The following is a 259-nucleotide window of genomic DNA, read 5'->3' as shown; positions in this document are numbered from 1 at the left end:
CTAAAGACGGGGTGCCGAAGCTCTACAGCTTCCATGCGCCGGAGGTCTCCTGCATCAACAAGGGTAAGAGCCGCCAGCCCTACGAGTTTGGGGTGAAGGTGGGCATTGCCAGCACGCTGCGATACAACCTGATCGTGGGAGCCAGGGCGTTTCACAGCAACCCGTATGACGGCCACACCCTCAACGCCCAACTGGAGCAAGCCGCCATCCTGATGCAGGACACGGGTATCAAGCCCACGATGGCCTTTGTGGACCTGGG

At 60.6% G+C, this 259-nt stretch carries 1 pseudogene; it reads left to right on the top strand.

What is annotated here, in order from left to right:
• Positions 1–259, top strand: a pseudogene (locus HA630_RS01815) (IS5/IS1182 family transposase); the annotation flags it as partial.

The sequence above is a fragment of the Aquabacterium sp. A08 genome (assembly GCF_011742065.1).
Note: the sequence above shows the minus strand (reverse complement) of the source record. Positions and strands in the feature narration are given on the sequence as shown.